The sequence below is a fragment of the Streptomyces sp. MspMP-M5 genome, from assembly GCF_000373585.1.
Taxonomy (GTDB): Bacteria; Actinomycetota; Actinomycetes; order Streptomycetales; family Streptomycetaceae; genus Streptomyces.
Genome location: NZ_KB891929.1, coordinates 104,798 through 123,368 on the forward strand (window position 1 = coordinate 104,798; position 18,571 = coordinate 123,368).

Sequence of the window (18,571 nt, forward strand, 5' to 3'; positions counted from 1 at the left end):
GTTCACCGGGCGTCCGCGGCCCGCCGCCCTCCCCGGCCACCGCCGGGTGGGAGTGCCCCCAGTCCGCCCGGAGCGCGCAGCTCCGCCAGCCCCCTGGAGACCCCTCCGGCATGACCAGACGCGTGGGATACACCCTGCTCGCCGGCCTGGCGGCGGTGGTGGTGCTGATCTCGGCGGCGATATTCGCCGGTTTCGACGGCACCCCCGGCCTCCCGGGCGGCCCGCCGCGGGAGCCGCGGACCTCGGCGGCGCCGGCGGTCTCCGGGCAGTGGGTCGGCACCTGGTCGGCGGCCGTCGCGTCGGCGGAGCCCGGCACCAAGGACGGCTACGCGCAGATGTCGATCCGGAACGTCGTCCACACCAGCGTCGGCGGCTCCAGCGCCCGGATCCGGCTCTCCAACCTCTACGGCACCCGCCCGCTGCCGCTCAGCCACGCCTCGCTGGCCCTGTCGGCCGGCAGCGGCAGCCCGATCGCCACGGCCGGCAGCATGCGCCGGCTGACCTTCGGCGGCAAGCCGTCGGTGACGCTCCCGATCGGCGGCGAGCTCACCAGCGACCCGGTCCGGCTGGCCGTGCCCGGCAACGCCGACCTGCTGGTCACCACGTACTCCCCGGCCCCCTCGGGACCGGCCACCTACCACCCGTACGCCCGGCAGACGTCCTACCTGGCGCGCGGCGACCGCACCGAGGACTCCGCGGGCACCGCCTATACGGAGCAGAGCCCGTACTGGCGCTATCTGACCGGCGTGGACGTGCTGACCACCAAGGCACGCGGCGCGGTGGTGGCGATCGGCGACTCGATCACCGACGGCATCACCTCCACGCCCGGCGCCAACCACCGCTGGACGGACTTCCTCGCGGCCCGGCTGCGCGACGAGCCGGGCGCCCCCCGCTACGGCGTCCTCAACACCGGCCTCAGCGGCAACCGCCTGCTCACCGACAGCAGCCGCCTCGCCCCCACCAACGGGCCCAGCCTGCTCTCGCGTCTGGACCGTGACGTGCTGTCCCGTACGGGCGTGCAGGCGGTGGTGGTCGAGATCGGCGTGAACGACCTGTTCAAGGCACCGCGTCAGCTCGACCCGCGGAAGGTCGTGGCGGGCATGCGGGAGGTGGTGCGGCGGGCGCACGAACGCGGGCTGCGGGTCACCGGCAGCACCCTCACGCCCTTCGGTGGGCACCGCGGCTACTCCCGACGGCTCAACGCGGTACGCGAACGGGTCAACCACCTGATCCGCTCCGGCGCCGTCTACGACGACGTCGTCGACTTCGACCGGGCGCTGCGCGATCCGGCGCACCCGCTGCGGCTGCTGCCGGCGTACGACTCCGGTGACCATCTGCACCCCAGCGACGCCGGCTACCGCGCGATGGCCGACGCGGTGGACGTGGACGGCCTGCGGCAGACCGCGCCCGCCGCGCTCTGAGCCCGCGGCCCCGGTCAGTCCAGTTCGCGGCCCTGCCGGCGCTCCTCCTTGAGCCGCCGCCGCTCTTCCTTGCGCTCGGCCTTCAGGCGCCGCTGCTCCTCCTTGGGCAGCTTGCGTTCCACGCCGACGCCGCCCATCAGGGCCAGCCCCGAGACGATCACCCGGGGCGCCCCGGGCTCGCCCGGCACCCCGTCCTCCCGGGAGTCGAAGCCGCCCATGATGCCCAGCCCGCGCACCTCGACCTCGACGCCCGGCGGCACGACGACATTGACCCCGCCCATCACCGCCCAGACGTCGATCCGGACCTCCCGGTCGGCGAAGTCGGCCTCGCGCAGGTCGAGTTCGCCGCCGCCCATGAGGCAGATCGCGGTGAACCGGCGCCCGATCGTCCACCGGCCCCTGCGCTCGAAGCCGCCCATGACGGCGATGCCCGTCGTGGAGCCCTGGGCGCCCTCGCGGATCCGCGCGGACCAGGCCGTCACCGCGCCGTCCGGCGCCGGCTCCTTGCGGAGCGACAGCGGGGGCGCGGCGGGCGCGGCCGCCGGCAGGTCGGCGGTGAGCCGCTCCAGTTCCCCGTAGGTGCGGGCCTTGTGGGTGGCGTCGAACCGCTCGTCGAACTCCGCCATGTCCAGCCGGCCCTCGGCGAGGGCGTCCCGCAGGATCTCGGTCACCCGCTCGCGGTCGGCGTCGGAGGCGCGCAGCTGGGGGAGCCGTTCGTCAGTCATACGGACAGATTAGGGCCTGTCCGTGGGGATCAGGGGCGGAGCGGCGGCGTCCGATGCGGGTCCGGCCCGGCGGCGGTGCCGGGGGCGGAGCGGGCCGTGCCGCCGCCCGCGTAGAGCTCGGCGATCAGGGTCTCGATGTCGGGTTCGCGCACCGCGAGGTCCACCAGCGGGTAGCGGGCGGCGACCGCCGCCACCACGGGTGCCGCGCTGCGCTCCGCGGGGAACGCCAGCCACTGCCGCGGGCCCTCCACCTTCACCGTGCGGGCGCCGGGCACGCCCTCGATGGGCGGGAGTTCCTCGGCCAGGTCCACCACCAGGGTGCGCTCGCCGTCCGCGGCGGCCCGCAGCCCGGCCAGGTCCCCGTCGAAGACCAGCCGGCCGTGGTCGATGACCATCACCCGGCGGCACAACTGCTCGATGTCGGTGAGGTCGTGGGTGGTCAGCAGGACCGTGACCCCGCGTTCGGCGTTGACCTCGCGCAGGAACGAGCGGACCTTGGCCTTGCTGACGACGTCCAGGCCGATGGTCGGCTCGTCGAGGTAGAGCACGTCGGGGTCGTGCAGCAGCGCGGCGGCGATGTCGCCGCGCATCCGCTGGCCGAGCGAGAGCTGACGGACCGGCACCTCCAACAGGGGCGCGAGGTCGAGGAGTTCGACGCAGCGGTCGAGGTTGGTACGGAAGACGGCGGCCGGGACGCGGTACATCCGGCGCACCAGCTCGTAGGAGTCCTTCAGCGGCAGGTCCCACCACAGGGTGGTGCGCTGCCCGAAGACCACGCCGATGCGGCGGGCGAGGCGGGTGCGCTCCCGGGAGGGGTCGATGCCGGCGACCCGCAGCCGGCCGCCGCTGGGCACCAGGATGCCGGTGAGCATCTTGATGGTGGTGGACTTCCCGGCGCCGTTGGGCCCGATGTAGCCGACCATCTCACCGCGCGGCACCTGGAAGGTGAGGCCGTCGACGGCGCGGACCTGGTGCCGGGTCCGGCGCCAGCGGCCCGCCCGGCGGCGGACGGTGAAGACCTTCTCGACGTCCGCCAGCTCGATCAGCGGATCTCCGCCCACCGCGTCCATGGCCTCAACTCCCTCATGTCTCCGATGGCTTGGTGTCGTAGTGCTTGCTTCGTGTTGTGGTGCTTGCTTCGTGTCGTGGGGTCAGCTGCCGGTGCTGCGGTAGGCGCGGACACCGTGCCGCCAGGCCAGTGCGGCGCCGGCGACCATCAGCGCGGCCACCGCGGGGCCCAGGAAGGCCGTCCAGGCCGGCAGGCCGAGGGGGTAGGGGCGGCCGAGCAGCCACAGGGCGGGCAGCCAGTTGACGAAGGCCAGCGGGACGATGAAGGTGACGCCGCGGACGAGGTCGCGGGCGAACACCGTCGGCGGGTACTGGAGCAGGGCGTTGCCGCCGTAGGTGAGGGAGTTCTGGAGTTCGGCGGCGTCCTGCGCCCAGAACTGGAAGGCCGCCCCGGCGGTGTAGACCGCGCCGAAGATCACCGCGCCGCACACCGCCATCAGCGGCACCATCAGGACCCGGCCCGGCGTCCAGTCCACCTCGATCCGACCGGCCGACCACAGCAGCACCAGCAGCCCCTGGGTGGTGCGGCCCAGCCGGCGCAGCGCGAAACGGTCCGCGGCGATCTGGGCGTAGACCGGGGCGGGGCGCAGCAGCAGGGTGTCGAGGGTGCCGTCGCGGATCCGGGCGCCCAGCCGCTCCACGTTGCCGACGACCAGGTCCGCGAGTCCCAGCGCGAGGCTGCAGGTGCCGTAGAGGAAGGCGACCTCGGGGAGGGTGAAGCCGCCGAGCGCGCGGACGCGGGAGAACATCAGCAGGATCGCGGCGAAGTCCAGTGCGCTGCCGGCGAAGTTGCCGAGCGTCATCAGGGCGAACGACGTCCGGTAGGCGAGCGTGGAGCGCACCCACATCCAGGCGATCAGCCCGTACGCGTACATCCCGTGCCCGAGGGCGCGCAGCCGGCCGTCCGGTGCACCGAGGTCGCCGTCCCTAGCCACCCTGGACCACCACCTTGCGGGTGGCGGCGGACTGCACCAGCCGCCCCAGGGCCAGCAGTGCCGCCGCCCAGGCCGCCTGGAACGCCAGCCCGCGCAGCAGCGCCGAGCCGGTCCGGGCGCCGATCAGGACGTCGGCCGGTACCTGGAGCAGCGCCGCCCACGGCAGCAGCTGGGCGGCGTCGGCCAGCCCGCCGGGGAAGACCCGCAGCGGCAGCACCATCCCGGAGAAGAACATGCAGGACAGCCCGCTGACCATGGCCAGTCCCGAGCTGTCCAGCAGCCAGAACGCCGACAGCGCGACGAGGTAGCGCAGCGCGAAGCTGACGACGACGCCCAGCAGCGCCGACAGCAGGAACCAGCCCCAGGTCAGCGGGTCGCCGGGGAGCGCGAGCGGGAAGGCCAGGGCGCCGATCGCGAGCGGTGCGACGCCGCGGCCGAGCAGTTGGAGGCCGGCCCGGCCCAGGTCCGCGGCGAGCCACCACAGCTGGAGGTCGGCGGGCCGGTAGAGGTCCACCGCGATGTCGCCGCTGCGGATCCGCTCCTGGAGCTCGTCCAGGCCGCCGGTGGCGATCAGCGCGACGGCCAGCAGGGCCTGCCCGGCCCAGACGAAGGTCAGCGCCTGCGCCGGTCCGTAGCCGCCCAGGTGCGGCCGCTGGTCCCACAGGGCGAGGTAGGTGTAGGCGATGATGAAGCCGAAGACGGTGTTGGTGACGATGCCGGCGACGGTGGCGGCGCGGTAGGTGGCGTACCGCCGGAAACTGCCGGCCGCCACCGCGACGTACAACACGCCCTGCTCCCCCCGATCGTGGTCGATCCGCTCGTGGCCGGTCCGTGCGTGGTCGCTCCGTCCGGGCCGGTCCGTCCGGGGCGGTGCGGACGGCGGGCATCGGAGCCTAGGGTCCGCCCGCGGTGGGCACCATCGATTTATCACTCGTCCGGGTGAGGCAGGGGTGCCATTCGGCCGCTCGACGGGCGGACGCGGGTGCGTGCCACCCCCGGTGAACGGGACGGATGATGCGAAAGTTTCCTCTCGGGCATCAGCTGACTTTTCCGGCATAGCGCAGGAAACCCCGCACGGCACACCGCACCGCCGCCCCGCACCGCGGTCCGTGCGACCCGCAGCCCGGTACCGCACCCGCCCGGCAACCACACCGGTCCTGACACGACACCGCTCCGCCGCGGTACAACCTCCGGCGGTGGCCGAGGAGTCACACAGACATGAGCGACGACGCGCGGCACGACGGCACGGGCAGCGAGCACGCCGAGACCGACGAGACCGACGAGACCGACGAGGCAGCCGTCGCCCGTCCCCGGCGCACGGGCTGGCGCCGGCTCCTGCCGACCTGGCGGACGGTGGTGGGCGGCGTACTGCTCCTCCTGCTGCTGATCGTGGGCGGGCTGACCGCCGGTTACCTCCTCGTCGGCATCCCGCCCGCCAACAGCGCCGCGAAGGCGCAGAGCAACGTCTACCTCTACTCCGACGGCACCGAACTGGCCCGCGACGGCGACGTCAACCGCGAGAACGTCCCGCTCGGGCAGGTGCCCAGGACCGTCCAGCGGGCCGTACTGGCCGCCGAGGACCGGGACTTCGCCGACGAGTCCGCGGTCGACCCGGCCGCAATGCTGCGGGCCGCCTGGAACACCGTCACCGGCAAGGGCAGACAGTCCGGCTCCACCATCACCCAGCAGTACGTCAAGAACTACTACCTCGGCCAGGAACAGACCCTCACCCGCAAGGCCAAGGAGTTCTTCATCGCCATCAAGCTGGACCGCGAGGAGTCCAAGGACGAGATCCTCCAGGGCTACCTCAACACCAGCTACTACGGCCGCAACGCCTACGGCATCCAGGCCGCCGCCCAGGCGTACTACGGCAAGAACGTCGGCGACCTCACCACCGCCGAGGGCGCCTACCTCGCCGCGCTCCTCAACGCCCCCAGCGCGTACGACATCACCGCCCACCCCGAGAACCGCCCGCGCGCCGTGGCCCGCTGGAACTACGTGCTGGACGGCATGGTCGAACAGAAGTGGCTGAGCCGCGCCGAGCGCACCGCGATGACCTTCCCCGCCCTCGTCCAGGCCCGCGCCTCCGCCGGCCTCTCCGGGCAGCGCGGCTATCTCGTCGAAGCGGTCCGGGACTACCTCACCCAGCACGACGTCGTCGACGAGAACACCCTCCGGGCCGGCGGCTACCGCATCACCACCACCATCGACCGCAAGCGGCAGAACGCCTTCGTGCAGTCCGTCCGCACCCAGCTGATGGACCGGCTCGACGACACCCGCGCGGTGGACCGCGCCGTCCGGGCCGGCGGCGCCTCCATCGACCCCGCCACCGGCCGGGTCGTCGCCCTCTACGGCGGCATCGACTACGCCAAGCAGTACGTCAACAGCGCCACCCGGCGCGACTACCAGGTCGGCTCCACCTTCAAGCCGCTGGTCTTCGCCGCCGCCGTCGAGCACCACTCCGTCACCCAGGACGGCGCCCCGATCACCCCCCGCACCCTCTACGACGGCACGAACAAGCGGATGACGGTCAGTCACGGCCGGCCCACCGGCTTCGCCCCCGCCAACGAGGACGACCGCTCCTACGGCCCGCTCACCGTCACCGAGGCCACCGACAAGTCCGTCAACGCGGTCTACGCCCAGATGGGCATCGACGTCGGCCCGGGCACCGTCCGCAAGACGGCGGTCGCCCTCGGGGTCCCCGCCGACGCCCCCGGCCTCGCCGCCTCCCGGGGCGCCATCGCCCTGGGCACCGCGACCCCCAGCGTGCTGGACATGACCGAGGTCTACGCGACCCTGGCGCGGCACGGCCGGCAGCTCCCGTACACCCTGGTCGACCGGGTCACCAAGGCCGGTGAGGAGATCGACCTGCCGAAGCGCGAGCAGACCACCGCCGTCGGGCGGGCCGCCGCCGACACCACCACCCACATCCTGCGCAGCGTCGTCGACGGCGGCACCGGCACCGCCGCCCAGGCCGCCGGGCGCCCGGCGGCCGGCAAGACCGGCACCGCGGAGCAGGACAAGGCCGCCTGGTTCGCCGGCTACACCCCCGAACTGGCCACCGTCGTGGCCGTGCTGGGCCAGCACCCGCAGACCGCGGTCCAGGAACCGCTCTACGGCGCGGCCGGCCTGGACCGCGTCAACGGCGGCGACTTCCCCGCCCGGATCTGGGCCGACTACACCGCGGCGGCGCTGGCCGGCCGCCCCGTCCGCGACTTCGACCTGCGACTCCAGGACGGCGCCGAGCCGAGCCCGTCCGCCGCGCCGTCCGCCGACGCGTCGGCGTCGCCCAGCGGTTCGGCGTCCCCGAGCACCGGCCCGTCCGGCAGCCCCACCGCGACCGGCAGCGGGGCGCCGACGGGAACCGGCGCCCCCACCGGCCCGACCGGCGTGCCGACCCTGCCCCCGCTCCCCACCGACGTGCCCCCCACCACCGAACCCACCGAGGAGTTCCCGACGGTGGCCCCGCCGGACGCCGACGAACTGACCCAGCGCTGGGGCGGGTAACCGGACTGCGGCCGGTGCTCTGCGACCGGTGGGCGGAGGCGCCGTCAGTGGCCGGACGTGGCCTTCAGCCCGACGACCGCCACCAGCAGCAGGCAAATGAAGAAGATCCGCGCGGCGGTCGCCGGTTCGCCGAGGACGAGCATGCCGACCACCGCCGCACCGGCCGCGCCGATACCGACCCAGACGCCGTAGGCGGTGCCGATCGGCAGAGTGCGGGCCGCGTAGGAGAGCAGCACCATGCTGGCGACGATGCCGGCGCCGGTGGCCACACTGGGCCACAGCCGGGTGAACCCGTCGGTGAACTTCATCCCGATCGACCAGCCGACCTCCAGCAGGCCGGCGACGAGGAGCAGGATCCATGCCATGACGGCACCTCCGTGAAAGAGCTTCAACAGGGGTGCGTCGTCTTGTCCTGACCCGGTACGGCGCGTCTCGTCGGGTTCCCCCGAGGCTAGCAAAAGGCTCCCCCGCCGGCGGTGACACGGATCACCGCCGACGGGGGAGCCCCTCGGCCACAGCCGGCGACAGGTGCGGCGCTACAGATACAGGCCGGTCGAGTCGTCGGCGCCCTCCAGGCGCTCCGCGGCCACCGCGTGCAGATCGCGCTCGCGCATCAGCACGTACGCCACCCCGCGCACCTCGACCTCGGCCCGGTCCTCGGGGTCGTACAGCACCCGGTCGCCCACCTCGACGGTCCGTACGTTCTGCCCCACCGCGACCACCTCGGCCCAGGCCAGGCGACGGCCGACCGCCGCGGTCGCGGGAATGACGATGCCGCCGGACGAACGGCGCTCGCCCTCGGGAATGTCCGTCCGGACCAGCACACGGTCGTGCAGCATCCGGATCGGCAGCTTGTCGTGGGTGTCCTTGGCGTTATTCGGGCTCACGGCATGACCGTACCTGCCCCACGGCGGCACTCATGCACCGCGGGCCGGATCCGGCGGGCCGGACGGGCCCCGGCGGCGCGCTACTTGTGCCGCTTCTTCGAGCCCAGCACCAGCAGACCGATCACCGCCACACCGACCATGGCCACCGGAACGATCCGCTCCAGACGCGGCGCCCCGTCCTCGGACACCAGCTGGCCGCGCACGTCCGAGACCAGGCGGTTGACGGCCACATAGGCCCGCCCCGCCGTGCGGTCCACGGCCGCCGACGCCTTCGACTTCGCCTCGTCCATGATCGTCTTCGGGTGCAGCCGGACGCCGATCTCGTCGAGCGTCACGGCGAGATCCTGCCGCCTGCGGACGATGTCCGCCTCGATCTGGGCAGGGGTCCTGGCTTCCGACACCGCGCCGCCTCCGTCGTCTCGTACCGATGCGTACGGGGGCCGGACGCGTTCCGGGGCCGCCTCGTACGGAACCGGCCACTTCGATCATGTGCCGATTCGTGAAGGACAGTCTGTCAGCTCGCACCCGCGTACGCCCCACAGCACCCCCGTTTCGCGCCGCCCCGACGCCCCCGCCGCGCCCCGGGCGCCCCGCTGGCTAGTCTCGGGGGCGTCCGACCATCCGCAGCACCACCGCAAGGAGACGGAGACCCACCATGAGCGAGCGACTCCAGCCCGGCGACACCGCGCCCGCCTTCACGCTCCCCGACGCCGACGGCAAGCAGGTCTCGCTCGCCGACCACAAGGGGCGCAAGGTCATCGTCTACTTCTACCCGGCGGCGCTGACCCCCGGCTGCACCAAGCAGGCGTGCGACTTCACCGACAACCTCGACCTCCTCGCCGGCCACGGCTACGACGTCATCGGCATCTCCCCCGATAAGCCGGAGAAGCTCGCCAAGTTCCGCGAGAAGGAAGACCTGAAGGTCACCCTGCTCGGCGACCCGGACAAGGACGTGCTCACCGCCTACGGCGCCTTCGGCGAGAAGAAGCTCTACGGCAAGACCGTCACCGGCGTGATCCGCTCCACCGTCGTCGTCGACGAGGACGGCAAGGTCGAGCGGGCCCTCTACAACGTCAAGGCCACCGGCCACGTCGCCAAGATCATCAAGGATCTGGGGCTGTAGACACGACCGGCCGAGCCCGCCCGCCGAGCCCGCCCGCCGCGCCCGCCCGGCCGCGGCGGGCGGCGGCCGCACCCCTACGGCGCCGTCGCCGCCGCCTCCGGAACCGTCACCGTCGCCCGGTCCGGCAACTCCAGCACCGCCTCGGCACCGCCACCCGCGGCCGCACCGAACTCCAGCCGCGCCCCGAGCACCTCCGCCTGCCCCGCGGCGATCGTCAGCCCCAGCCCGTGCCCCGTACCGCGCTCCGGCGCCGCCGTACGGAACCGCCGCGGCCCCTCCGCGCGCAACTCCGCCGGATAACCCGGCCCGTGGTCCCGCACCACGATCCGCGCCCCGGCCACCACCACCTCGATCGGCGGCTCACCGTGCTTGGCCGCGTTCGCCAGCAGGTTCACCAGCACCCGCTCCACCCGCCGCCGGTCCGTCTCCACGATCCGCGGCTCCCCCTCGACCGACACCGACACCGCCAGGTCGTCCACCCCGCGCTGCCGCGCCGCCCGCTGCACGATCCCCCGCACCAGCGACGGCAGTTCACAGGCGTCCAGATCGGCCCGCTCCACCCCCGCGTCCAGCCGCGACACCTCCAGCAGATCCTCCACCAGACGCCGCATCGCCTGCGCCCGGTCCTGCACCAGCTCCACGGCCCGCGGCTCCGGCAACAGCTCCGCCGCCGCCACCAGACCCGCCACCGGCGTCCGCAGCTCGTGCGCCACATCCGCGGTGAACTCCCGCTCCGCCTCCACCCGCGCCGCCAACGACGTCGCCATGTGATGCACACTGCGGCCCAGCTCGGCCACCTCGTCCCGGCCGTCACCGGCCAGCGCGTCCGCGTCCGGCGGCTCACCCGCCGCGATCCGCCGGGCCGCCGCCGCACTCAGCCGCAGCCGCCGCGACAGCCGCTGCGCCACGAACCACGACACCACCGCCATCAGCACGACAGTGCCGCACCCCGCGATCAGCAGCGCCCGGTCCAGCGCCACCTGCGCCGGATCGTCGTCCGGGTACGCCGCCGAGACCGACAGCGAACGCGTCGGCCGCTCCCCCTCCCCGCCGACCCCCGTCGCCGCCCACACCCGCGGATCGTCGCCACCACTGACATACGTCCCCGAACGATCGTGGAAGACCGCCTCCCGCAGCGGCGACGGCAGCGTCGCGTCGTCCAGCTGCGCACCCAGCGCCAGCGTCCCGTCCCGCTCGTAGATCTGCAGCGCCGAACTCAGCCGCTCGTCCTGATACGCCCGGGCCGACCGCTCCCGCTCGGCGTCCGCGATGTGGTGCACGGCGAACCCGAGCACCACCACCGCAAGCGCCGTCATACCCGAAATGGCCAGGGCGATCCGGCCTCGAATGCCCATCACGCGAGGTTGTACATCTCCGTCGTGTCACCGAGCGGAGTGGAGCCCTCGTACGTCACCTCCAGGCCCGTGAAGGCCCGCGCGCCGTCGACCACCTTCGCCCCGTACAGCCGGAACGTCGCCCGGTACCCGGCGTCCGTCCCCACCCCGGCCGCCGTCTTCTCGACCTGCACCACACCGTGCCCCTCGGCCTCGTCGGCGTCATAACGCTCCCAGGTGATGCCGGTCGCCACCATCCCGGCATCCGCACAGGTCAGCGTGATCACCTGAGGACGGATCTCCGGCTCCCCGATCCCGCAGTCCCGGACGCCCGGAAGACCGCCGGTCGGCCGGGCCCCCGCCTTCACCTCACCGTCGGACTTCACGTCCTGGACGGCCGAGGTCTTCGGCGCGGCATCCACCGCCGACGCACGCTGCGACGCCTGGCTGAACCACACCCCGCCGGCCGCCAGCGCGGTCACCACGACAAAGGCCACCAGGGCGGTACGCCCGCGCCTGAAGCGGGACCCTTCGCGGTCGGTCATCACACACTCCTCCCGGGGCACCTTCGCCCCGTCAACCCCACCAAGCAAACAACGACCGCCGCGGCAGCCCCACACCGGCCCCGGAGCCCGCGCGCGACACCGCCCGGCAGCTGCCACTTCCCGCACTTCCCGACGACAAAAGGACCCCCTTCGACGGACCTGCGCCGGAAAAAGGGCTATTTCGCCACCGCCACTCTCCTCTCCCCCCGACACAGGCTGATTGCCCGAATGCTGCGAAGACCACGCGGCTGTGTACCAGTCCTGTAACAAGCCACCCCCGTACGGCAACCCTCCACCCCTCCGACGTGCACCGGACGGGCGGACTCCACGTGACATACCTCGCGAACACCGCCCACAGTGTTTCGACCCGCCCCCCAGCGTGCAGGCGCACACGTCGTAGTTCCCACGCGCGCACAGCCGAACCGCGCGCAGACCGACCGGGAGGACCACCGCGTGCCCCACCTCAGTCCCGAAGACAGCCACACCACACCGAGGTCGGACCACGAGGCGCGCAGACGCCACTGGGTGCTCTTCCGCGCCATCGACCGGCGCCGCAACCCCCGACTCCGCCGCACCGACATCACGGTCACCGACGAACCGACCGTCCGGCGCGCCGTCAAGGCCGCCGCACTCGGCAACGCCATGGAGTGGTTCGACTTCGGGATCTACAGCTACCTGGCGCTGACCATCGGCAAGGTCTTCTTCCCCACCGGCAGCTCCACCACCAGCCTGCTCTCCTCCTTCGCCACCTTCGCCGTGGCCTTCCTCGTACGCCCCCTGGGCGGCGCCTACTTCGGCCCCCTCGGCGACCGCATCGGCCGCAAGAAGGTCCTCGCCCTCACCATGATCATGATGGCGCTGGGCACCCTCTGCATCGGCCTCATCCCCTCCTACGAGACCATCGGCCTGTGGTCCCCGGCCCTGCTCATCCTCTTCCGCCTCATCCAAGGCTTCTCCACCGGCGGCGAATACGGCGGCGCCTCCACCTTCATCGCCGAGTACGCACCCGACAAGAAACGCGGCTACTTCGGCAGCTTCCTGGAGATGGGCACCCTCATCGGCTACACCGGCGCCGCCGGCATCGCCCTCGTCCTCAACACCGCGCTGAGCCCCGACGCCATGCTCAGCTGGGGCTGGCGCATCCCGTTCCTCGTCGCCGGCCCGCTCGGCCTCGTCGGCCTCTACCTCCGGCTGCGGCTCGACGAGACCCCGGCCTTCCAGAGGTTCGAGTCCGCACAGAGCCACGCCCCCGTCGACGCACCCGGCCGGGCCGAGGAGGAGTTCACCCACGCCAACTCCGCGGGCAAGAAGCTGAGCGAGATCCTCACCCACCACTGGCCCGCGCTCATCCTGTGCATCGCCCTCGTCGGCGCCTACAACATCACCCACTACATGCTGCTGTCGTACATGCCGACGTACCTCACCGACACCCTCAAGTACGACGAGGCCCACGGCCTGCTGATCCTGCTCGTCACCATGGTCGTCCTGATCTGCCTGCTCCCCACCGTCGGCAGACTCAACGACCGCTACGGCCGCAAACCGCTCCTCATGAGCGGCATGGTCGGCTTCCTCGTCCTCGCCGTCCCGGCGTTCCTCCTGGTCAAGCGGGGCTCACTGCTCGCCGTCGGATGTGGAATGGCCCTGCTGGGCCTCTCCCTCCTGTGCCTCCTGGGCACCATGTCCGCCGCGCTGCCCGCCCTCTTCCCCACCAGCGTCCGCTACGGCTCCCTGTCCATCGGCTACAACCTCGCGGTCTCCCTCTTCGGCGGCACCACACCCCTGGTCATCACCGCCCTGATGGACGCCTTCCACAAGAACGTCATGGTGCCCGCCTACTACACGATGGGCGCCGCCCTCATCGGCGTGATCGCCGTCGCCTGCATGAAGGAGACCGCCCAACAGCCCCTCGAAGGCTCCCCACCCTCCGTCGCCACCAAGGAAGAGGCTCTCGCCCTGATCGCGGAGCGCACCCACGAACCGCGCTTCTGACGCCGAGCACCCGACTCCTCACCTGCCGTAACCACCCCTGCGTTCGATCGTTGTTCAGTTCGAAAGCTGAGAGAGCGCACGGGGTGGGCCTGGTGCGCCGCTACCGAGGGGGCACCATGCCGGTGAGTCCGTACACCCGGGAACGACTGGAGACCGCGGCGGCGACGTCGCGGACGCTGTCCGAGGCGGTGGGGAAGTTGGGGGTGGATCCGCGGAGCGGTGCGAAGCGGAACTACCTCAGGGAACGCATGAAGAAGCTGGGCGTGGACACCTCGCACTTCGAGCGCGAGGGCGTGCGGTGGACCAGGGAAACCCTCCAGGCCGCGGTGTCCGCCTCGACGAACATGTGCGAAGTACTGCGCTACCTCGGCCTGGAGGTCGTCGGCGGCCACCATACGCACATCAACCGCCGCATCAGGGCGTACGGGATCGATACTTCGCACTTCACGCCTGCGGCCCGCACGGAGAACATGAGGGGCAACCGACGCCGCCGAACGGCCGAAGAGATCCTCGTCGAGGCCACATCGGCGCACGCCACACGCATTCCGAACAACCGCCTCAAGAGGGCGCTGCGCGAGCGGGGCGTAGCGGAGCACTGCGCCCTGTGCGGAATCGAAGCGGTCTGGCAGGGGGAGCCGCTTCCCCTGGAGGTCGACCACATCGACGGCAACTGGCGCGACAACCGAATCGGAAACCTTCGACTCCTCTGCCCCAACTGCCACTCGACGACGGATAGTTACCGGGGGCGGGGCGCGGGTCGCACCAGGGGTGACGTCGAATGAGCAGTGGGGTGCAGTACACCCGCGAGCGACTGACCGAAGCGGCCACGCAATGTTCCGACATCGACGAGGTCATCGCGTTCTTGGGCGCTCGACCGTACGGCAATCTCCGCCGCTATCTCTTCCGGCGGTTCGGCCACTTCGGGATCGACGTTTCCCACCTTCCGCGTCAGCGACGAGACATGGGGCCGCCCGCCAAACCAGCCGCCGACGAGCTACGCCAGGCGGTCGAGGGGGCGACATCCATCGCCGGTGCGCTCCGCCTACTCGGCAAGAACCCGTACAACAGCCGGCTCCGCGCTCTGTTCCACACGTGGGTGACCCAGGACAGCCTCGACATCTCCCACTTCCTGGGGCAGGCGCATCTGCGTGGAAAGCCCGGTCCCGTGCCTGCCAAGCGCCCCGAAGACGTCCTGGTTCAGCACGACCGCAGGCAGCGCACTCCAACCCGCCAGCTGCGGCGGGCACTCCGGGAGGTCGGCGTGCCCGAGAAGTGCGCCAGGTGCGGTGTCGGCCCCGAATGGCTGGGGAAGCCCATGACGTTGGAGATCGATCACATCAGCGGGGACTGGGGCGACGACCGCAGGGAGAACCTCCGGTTGCTGTGCCCCAACTGCCACGCGATTACCAGTACCTGGTGCAGGGGAGGGCGACGAGCGGACCGTAGCGCCCAGTAGAGTAGGCAGCGCTGCGGGCCCGTATCCCAGCTGGCAAGAGGATGCCGGTTTAGATCCGGTATGTCGTGGGTTCGAATCCCACCGGGCCCACAGGAAGATCAGGCCCCGTACCTTCAGATCGAAGGTACGGGGCCTGACCCATTGGCTCAGCCCACCAACTCCCGCACCACCGGTGCCAGTGCCCGGAACGCCTTGCCTCGGTGGCTGATGGCGTTCTTTTCGGCGGGGGTCAGTTCGGCGCAGGTGCGGGTCTCGCCGAGGGGCTGGAGGACGGGGTCGTAGCCGAAGCCGCCGGTACCGGCGGGGGTGCGGCGGAGGGTGCCCTCCAGGGTGCCCTCGACGACGCGTTCGGTGCCGTCGGGGAGGGCGAGGGCCGCGGCGCAGGCGAAGCGGGCGGTGCGGAGTGCGTCGTCGATGTCGGCGAGCTGGGCGAGCAGCAGGTCGAGGTTGGCCTGGTCGTCGCCGTGCCGGCCGGCCCAGCGGGCGGAGAAGATGCCGGGGGCGCCGCCGAGGACGTCGACGCAGAGTCCGGAGTCGTCGGCGACGGCGGGCAGGCCGGTGGCCCGGGCCAGGGCGTGTGCCTTGAGGAGGGCGTTCTCGGCGAAGGTGACGCCGGTCTCCTTGACGTCGGGGACGCCGGGGTAGGCGTCGGCGCCGACGAGTTCGACGTCGAGGTCGGCCGCGTCGAGGATGGCGCGGAGTTCGGTGATCTTGCCGGTGTTGCGGGTGGCGAGGACGAGGCGGCGGGGGGCTGCCGGGCGGCCGGTCTGTGACTCCATGGGGGGCGATTATTCCTTGTCGCCCGGGGACCGGCGGAGGGGGCGGGGGCGGGCGGGGGTGGTGTGCGGCCGCCCGCCCCGGTGGCCGGCGCCGTCAGAGGGTGCGGGCCAGGGCTTCCTGCTGGGCGGTGTCGAGGGTGGCGCAGCCGGTGACGGCGAGGTCGAGGAGGGCGTCGAGTTCGGTGCGGGCGAAGGGGGCGGCCTCGGCGGTGCCCTGGACCTCGACGAAGCGGCCGTCGCCGGTGCAGACGACGTTCATGTCGGTCTCGGCGCGGACGTCCTCCTCGTAGCAGAGGTCGAGGAGCGGGACACCGTCGACGATGCCGACGCTGACGGCGCTGACGGTGCCGGTGAGGGGGCGGCGGCCGTGCTTGACGAGCTTCTTGTGCTGGGCCCAGGCGACGGCGTCGGCGAGGGCGACGTAGGCGCCGGTGATGGCGGCGGTGCGGGTGCCGCCGTCGGCCTGGAGGACGTCGCAGTCGAGGACGACGGTGTTCTCGCCGAGGGCCTTGAAGTCGACGACGGCGCGCAGTGAGCGGCCGATGAGGCGGGAGATCTCGTGGGTGCGGCCGCCGATCTTGCCGCGGACGGACTCGCGGTCGCCGCGGGTGTTGGTGGAGCGCGGCAGCATCGCGTATTCGGCGGTGACCCAGCCTTCGCCGGTGCCCTTGCGCCAGCGGGGGACGCCTTCGGTGACGCTGGCGGTGCAGAAGACCTTGGTGTCGCCGAAGGAGACGAGGACGGAGCCTTCGGCGTGCTTGCTCCAGCCGCGTTCGATGGTGACGGGGCGGAGCTGTTCGGGGGTGCGGCCGTCGATGCGAGACATGGTCACGACCCTATCGGCTGTGCCGAGGGCCCCGTTCCGGTGCGTGGGTGTGCACCGGATGCGGGGCCCTCGGGGGTGATCCGTGGGGGGATCAGCTCACATCATGTCTTCGATCTCGGCGGCGATGGGGTCGGCGTCGGTGCCGATGACGACCTGGATCGCGGTGCCCATCTTGACGACGCCGTGGGCGCCGGCGGCCTTGAGAGCGGCCTCGTCGACGAGGGAGGCGTCGTTGACCTCGGTGCGGAGGCGGGTGATGCAGCCCTCGACCTCTTCGATGTTGTCGAGCCCGCCGAGCCCGGCGACGATCTTCTCAGCCTTGCTGGCCATGTCCACTCCTGCTTGTCTCGGCCGTCGGCGCTTCCGCCGCGCGGATTTCACACGGTAACGCACGTTCAGCCCCCTTCCAGGGGCGCTCGTCCGTTCCATGGCGAAAGATGGCGAACGTCGGAGGGGGTTTCCGGAAGTGCCCCCTCCGACAAGTGGTCTACACCACCAGTATGCGGCAAGCGGCGGGCCGGACGGGGGCGGGGCGGCGCCGGGAGCACCCGGAGGGCGCGGATGAGTGCGGACGCAGCGGGCGCGGTGCCGGGGAAGGGGCCGGGGAGGCCGCTCAGGAGCCGGGCGTCGGGGCTCTTCCAGGGTCTGCAGAAGATGGGCCGGAGTCTTCAGTTGCCGATCGCGGTGCTGCCGGCGGCGGGCATCCTGAACCGGCTCGGTCAGCCGGATGTCTTCGGTGACAAGGGGCTCGGCTGGAACGCGGTGGCCAGGGTGTTCGCGGGGGCGGGTGGGGCGCTGCTGGACTCCGGGCTGGGGTTGCCGTTGCTGTTCAGCATCGGGGTGGCCATCGGGATGGCGAAGAAGGCGGACGGGTCGACGGCGCTGGCCGCGGTGGTCGGCTTCCTCGTCTACTCCTCGGTGTTGCACGCGTTCCCGTCGGGTTGTGCGGCGGGGCAGAGGTACACCCAGGCCGGTTTGTGGAACGGGGTGTGTGTGGACGCCTCGGCGAAGGTGACGCAGGCGGCGTTCCAGAATCCGGGGGTGTTCGGCGGCATTGTGATGGGGTTCTTCTCGGCCTGGTTGTGGCAGCGGTTCCATCGGGTGCGGTTGGTGGACTGGCTGGGTTTCTTCAACGGCCGTCGGCTGGTGCCGATCGTCATGGCGTTCGTGGGGCTGGTCTTCGCGGTGTGCGCTCTGTTCGTGTGGCCGCCGATCGGTGCGGGGCTGATGCGTTTCAGTGAGTGGCTGACGGCGTTGAGTGCGTGGGGTGCGGGGATTTTCGGGGTGGCGAACCGTGCGCTGCTGGTGGTGGGGCTGCATCAGTTCCTGAACATTCCGCTGTGGTTCCAGTTCGGGAGTTTCACCAAGCCGGACGGGACGGTGGTGCACGGTGACATCAATCGTTTCCTGGCGGGTGATCCGGCGGCGGGCCAGTTCACCACCGGTTTCTTTCCGATCATGATGTTCGCTTTGCCGGCGGCGGCGCTGGCGATCACGCATTGTGCGCGGCCGCACCGCCGCAAGGAGATCGCGGGCATGATGCTGTCGGTGGGCCTGACGTCGTGTGTCACGGGTGTCACCGAGCCGATCGAGTACGGGTTCATGTTCGTGGCGCCGGCGCTGTATGTGCTGCATGCGGTGCTGACGGGGGTGTCGATGGCGGTGAGCTGGGCGCTGGGGGTGCACGACAGCTTCAGTTTCTCGGCCGGCTTGATCGATTACGTCATCAACTGGGGGTTGGCGACCCGGCCGTGGCTGATCATTCCGATCGGTCTGTGTTTCGCCGGGCTGTACTACGTGGTCTTCCGTTTTGCGATCACGAAATTCGATCTCCAGACGCCGGGGCGGGAGCCGGACGAGGTGGGGGATGCGATGGAGCGCGAGAACGTGAAATAGCGCCGGTCCGGGAGCGGGTCCGGGGGCTTTTGGCGGGGCGTGGCGGGGGCCGGGTATTCCGCAGGTTCCTTGCGGCGCCT

The 18,571-nt window shown here is 71.8% G+C and carries 19 protein-coding genes, 1 tRNA gene and 1 riboswitch; of the genes, 8 read left to right on the top strand and 12 right to left on the bottom strand.

All coding sequences use genetic code 11. The features are described from left to right. Positions 1–110 precede the first annotated feature (110 nt). Entirely contained in the window at positions 111–1,421 is a 1,311-nt protein-coding gene (locus B073_RS0132475; protein ID WP_018542250.1) for an SGNH/GDSL hydrolase family protein, read from the top strand. A gap of 14 nt (positions 1,422–1,435) precedes the next feature. Here B073_RS0132475 and B073_RS0132480 read toward each other — a convergent pair whose 3' ends face one another. The 4 genes from B073_RS0132480 to B073_RS0132495 form a co-directional block, all read right to left on the bottom strand. After that, positions 1,436–2,146, bottom strand: a complete 711-nt coding sequence (locus tag B073_RS0132480) for a DUF1707 SHOCT-like domain-containing protein (protein ID WP_018542251.1) — start codon at positions 2,144–2,146, stop codon at positions 1,436–1,438. Between the two features lie 29 nt (positions 2,147–2,175). Beyond that, positions 2,176–3,216, bottom strand: coding sequence for an ABC transporter ATP-binding protein (locus B073_RS0132485; RefSeq protein WP_018542252.1), 1,041 nt, complete (start codon positions 3,214–3,216; stop codon positions 2,176–2,178). Between the two features lie 81 nt (positions 3,217–3,297). Then, positions 3,298–4,089 carry an ABC transporter permease gene (locus B073_RS0132490; protein ID WP_026247933.1) on the bottom strand — a complete coding sequence of 264 codons (792 nt, stop codon included), beginning with the start codon at positions 4,087–4,089 and terminating at the stop codon, positions 3,298–3,300. A 52-nt stretch (positions 4,090–4,141) separates the two neighbouring features. Further along, positions 4,142–4,936 (bottom strand): ABC transporter permease, encoded by a 795-nt coding sequence (locus B073_RS0132495; protein ID WP_018542254.1) that lies wholly within the window; start codon positions 4,934–4,936, stop codon positions 4,142–4,144. Positions 4,937–5,367: 431 nt separating this feature from the next. Here B073_RS0132495 and B073_RS0132500 point away from each other — a divergent pair, with 431 nt between their 5' ends. After that, positions 5,368–7,656: a transglycosylase domain-containing protein gene (locus tag B073_RS0132500; protein ID WP_018542255.1), complete on the top strand. Its 2,289-nt coding sequence runs from the start codon at positions 5,368–5,370 to the stop codon at positions 7,654–7,656. A gap of 44 nt (positions 7,657–7,700) precedes the next feature. Here B073_RS0132500 and B073_RS0132505 read toward each other — a convergent pair whose 3' ends face one another. From B073_RS0132505 to B073_RS0132515, 3 genes are all read right to left on the bottom strand, one after another. Continuing rightward, positions 7,701–8,021, bottom strand: a complete 321-nt coding sequence (locus tag B073_RS0132505) for a DMT family transporter (RefSeq protein WP_018542256.1) — start codon at positions 8,019–8,021, stop codon at positions 7,701–7,703. A gap of 31 nt (positions 8,022–8,052) precedes the next feature. After that, positions 8,053–8,112: riboswitch (guanidine-III (ykkC-III) riboswitch) on the bottom strand. Positions 8,113–8,192: 80 nt separating this feature from the next. Further along, the gene (locus B073_RS0132510) at positions 8,193–8,495 is read right to left on the bottom strand and encodes a GroES family chaperonin (protein WP_044363777.1); all 303 of its coding nucleotides are present in this window, start codon (positions 8,493–8,495) and stop codon (positions 8,193–8,195) included. A gap of 128 nt (positions 8,496–8,623) precedes the next feature. Then, positions 8,624–8,944 (bottom strand): DUF3618 domain-containing protein, encoded by a 321-nt coding sequence (locus tag B073_RS0132515; protein ID WP_018542257.1) that lies wholly within the window; start codon positions 8,942–8,944, stop codon positions 8,624–8,626. Between the two features lie 254 nt (positions 8,945–9,198). Between B073_RS0132515 and bcp the strand changes: the two genes are divergently transcribed. Next, on the top strand, positions 9,199–9,666 hold the full coding sequence (gene bcp, locus B073_RS0132520; RefSeq protein WP_018542258.1) for a thioredoxin-dependent thiol peroxidase: 468 nt from the start codon (positions 9,199–9,201) through the stop codon (positions 9,664–9,666). A 74-nt stretch (positions 9,667–9,740) separates the two neighbouring features. On the opposite strand, the gene B073_RS0132525 is transcribed toward bcp, so the two are convergent. Continuing rightward, positions 9,741–11,021 carry a sensor histidine kinase gene (locus B073_RS0132525; protein ID WP_026247934.1) on the bottom strand — a complete coding sequence of 427 codons (1,281 nt, stop codon included), beginning with the start codon at positions 11,019–11,021 and terminating at the stop codon, positions 9,741–9,743. Beyond that, positions 11,021–11,545: a hypothetical protein gene (locus B073_RS0132530; protein ID WP_018542260.1), complete on the bottom strand. Its 525-nt coding sequence runs from the start codon at positions 11,543–11,545 to the stop codon at positions 11,021–11,023. The genes B073_RS0132525 and B073_RS0132530 overlap by 1 nt, the downstream gene beginning before the upstream one ends. A gap of 453 nt (positions 11,546–11,998) precedes the next feature. On the opposite strand from B073_RS0132530, the gene B073_RS0132535 reads away from it, so the two are divergent. The 4 genes from B073_RS0132535 (at position 11,999) to B073_RS0132550 (ending at position 15,080) form a co-directional block, all read left to right on the top strand. Next, the gene (locus B073_RS0132535) at positions 11,999–13,534 is read left to right on the top strand and encodes an MFS transporter (RefSeq protein ID WP_026247935.1); all 1,536 of its coding nucleotides are present in this window, start codon (positions 11,999–12,001) and stop codon (positions 13,532–13,534) included. A 116-nt stretch (positions 13,535–13,650) separates the two neighbouring features. Beyond that, entirely contained in the window at positions 13,651–14,316 is a 666-nt protein-coding gene (locus B073_RS0132540) for an HNH endonuclease signature motif containing protein (RefSeq protein WP_037813488.1), read from the top strand. Positions 14,317–14,324: 8 nt separating this feature from the next. Then, complete coding sequence (locus B073_RS0132545; RefSeq protein ID WP_018542263.1) at positions 14,325–14,990, top strand: HNH endonuclease signature motif containing protein; 666 nt, start codon at positions 14,325–14,327, stop codon at positions 14,988–14,990. 15 nt (positions 14,991–15,005) lie between these two features. Continuing rightward, positions 15,006–15,080, top strand: a tRNA-Leu gene (locus tag B073_RS0132550). A 56-nt stretch (positions 15,081–15,136) separates the two neighbouring features. Here B073_RS0132550 and rdgB read toward each other — a convergent pair. From rdgB to B073_RS0132565, 3 genes are all read right to left on the bottom strand, one after another. Then, positions 15,137–15,769, bottom strand: a complete 633-nt coding sequence (gene rdgB, locus B073_RS0132555) for an RdgB/HAM1 family non-canonical purine NTP pyrophosphatase (RefSeq protein WP_018542264.1) — start codon at positions 15,767–15,769, stop codon at positions 15,137–15,139. Between the two features lie 94 nt (positions 15,770–15,863). Further along, positions 15,864–16,595: a ribonuclease PH gene (rph, locus tag B073_RS0132560; protein WP_018542265.1), complete on the bottom strand. Its 732-nt coding sequence runs from the start codon at positions 16,593–16,595 to the stop codon at positions 15,864–15,866. A gap of 96 nt (positions 16,596–16,691) precedes the next feature. Then, complete coding sequence (locus B073_RS0132565; RefSeq protein WP_272921589.1) at positions 16,692–17,024, bottom strand: PTS glucose/sucrose transporter subunit IIB; 333 nt, start codon at positions 17,022–17,024, stop codon at positions 16,692–16,694. A 132-nt stretch (positions 17,025–17,156) separates the two neighbouring features. On the opposite strand from B073_RS0132565, the gene B073_RS0132570 reads away from it, so the two are divergent. Next, positions 17,157–18,491, top strand: a complete 1,335-nt coding sequence (locus B073_RS0132570; RefSeq protein ID WP_018542267.1) for a PTS transporter subunit EIIC — start codon at positions 17,157–17,159, stop codon at positions 18,489–18,491. Positions 18,492–18,571: the final 80 nt, after the last annotated feature.

Bases quoted from the DNA above. Each gene is read 5' to 3' on its own strand.
- B073_RS0132475 (WP_018542250.1), top strand. From the start codon at position 111: ATGACCAGACGCGTGGGATACACCCTGCTCGCCGGCCTGGCGGCGGTG.
- B073_RS0132480 (WP_018542251.1), bottom strand. From the start codon at position 2,146: ATGACTGACGAACGGCTCCCCCAGCTGCGCGCCTCCGACGCCGACCGC.
- B073_RS0132485 (WP_018542252.1), bottom strand. From the start codon at position 3,216: ATGGACGCGGTGGGCGGAGATCCGCTGATCGAGCTGGCGGACGTCGAG.
- B073_RS0132490 (WP_026247933.1), bottom strand. From the start codon at position 4,089: ATGTACGCGTACGGGCTGATCGCCTGGATGTGGGTGCGCTCCACGCTC.
- B073_RS0132500 (WP_018542255.1), top strand. From the start codon at position 5,368: ATGAGCGACGACGCGCGGCACGACGGCACGGGCAGCGAGCACGCCGAG.
- B073_RS0132505 (WP_018542256.1), bottom strand. From the start codon at position 8,021: ATGGCATGGATCCTGCTCCTCGTCGCCGGCCTGCTGGAGGTCGGCTGG.
- B073_RS0132510 (WP_044363777.1), bottom strand. From the start codon at position 8,495: ATGCTGCACGACCGTGTGCTGGTCCGGACGGACATTCCCGAGGGCGAG.
- bcp (WP_018542258.1), top strand. From the start codon at position 9,199: ATGAGCGAGCGACTCCAGCCCGGCGACACCGCGCCCGCCTTCACGCTC.
- B073_RS0132525 (WP_026247934.1), bottom strand. From the start codon at position 11,021: ATGGGCATTCGAGGCCGGATCGCCCTGGCCATTTCGGGTATGACGGCG.
- B073_RS0132530 (WP_018542260.1), bottom strand. From the start codon at position 11,545: ATGACCGACCGCGAAGGGTCCCGCTTCAGGCGCGGGCGTACCGCCCTG.
- B073_RS0132540 (WP_037813488.1), top strand. From the start codon at position 13,651: ATGCCGGTGAGTCCGTACACCCGGGAACGACTGGAGACCGCGGCGGCG.
- rdgB (WP_018542264.1), bottom strand. From the start codon at position 15,769: ATGGAGTCACAGACCGGCCGCCCGGCAGCCCCCCGCCGCCTCGTCCTC.
- rph (WP_018542265.1), bottom strand. From the start codon at position 16,595: ATGTCTCGCATCGACGGCCGCACCCCCGAACAGCTCCGCCCCGTCACC.
- B073_RS0132565 (WP_272921589.1), bottom strand. From the start codon at position 17,024: ATGGAACGGACGAGCGCCCCTGGAAGGGGGCTGAACGTGCGTTACCGT.
- B073_RS0132570 (WP_018542267.1), top strand. From the start codon at position 17,157: ATGAGTGCGGACGCAGCGGGCGCGGTGCCGGGGAAGGGGCCGGGGAGG.